The organism is Micrococcus sp. HSID17227 (genome assembly GCF_003989405.1).
Taxonomy (GTDB): Bacteria; Actinomycetota; Actinomycetes; order Actinomycetales; family Micrococcaceae; genus Micrococcus; species Micrococcus luteus.
Map to the genome: position 1 here is coordinate 1 of NZ_RBLN01000496.1, position 637 is coordinate 637.

Annotated in this window: 1 pseudogene; it reads left to right on the forward strand. The window is 75.2% G+C overall.

Annotated elements, in window-relative coordinates:
- A pseudogene (locus D8M29_RS12885) lies at positions 1–637 on the forward strand (GNAT family N-acetyltransferase); the annotation flags it as partial.

Here is a 637-nt window from a genome sequence, read left to right on the forward strand (position 1 = left end):
TCGGCATGCGCGTGATCGGCCCGGCCTCGGCCGGCCTGGTCCGCACCGACCCCGCGATCCGCCTCAACGCCTCCCCGTCCCCGGGCCTGGCCCAGCGCGGCCCCGTCGGGCTGTTCAGCCAGTCCGGCGCCGTCGGCGCCATGGTCTCCGCCGGCGTCAAGCGCCGCGGGGTGGGGATCTCCACCTCGATCAGCGCCGGCAACCGTGCGGACGTCTCGGGCAACGACGCCATGCAGTTCTTCGAGGCGGACCCCCACACCGCCGCCGTCGGTGTGTACCTCGAGTCGTTCGGCAACCCGCGCAAGTTCTCCCGCATCGCCCGGCGGCTCTCCCGCACCAAGCCCGTCGTGGTGGTCCGCTCCGACGTCACCGGGCGCTTCCTGCCCCCGGGCCACGAGACCCGCACCACCCAGGCCCCCGAGGGCACCGTGGACTCGATGCTCGACCAGACCGGCGTGCTCGAGGCCCACACGCACGAGGCCATGCTCGACATCCTCATGGCCGTGGCCAGCCAGCCGCTGCCCACGGGCCACCGCGTCGTCCTCGTGGCCGACTCCCTCGCCCTGGACCGGCTGGGCCGCGACGCCGCGGCCGAGGCCGGGCTGGAGGTCACGGCCACCGTCCGCCTCGCCGGCAG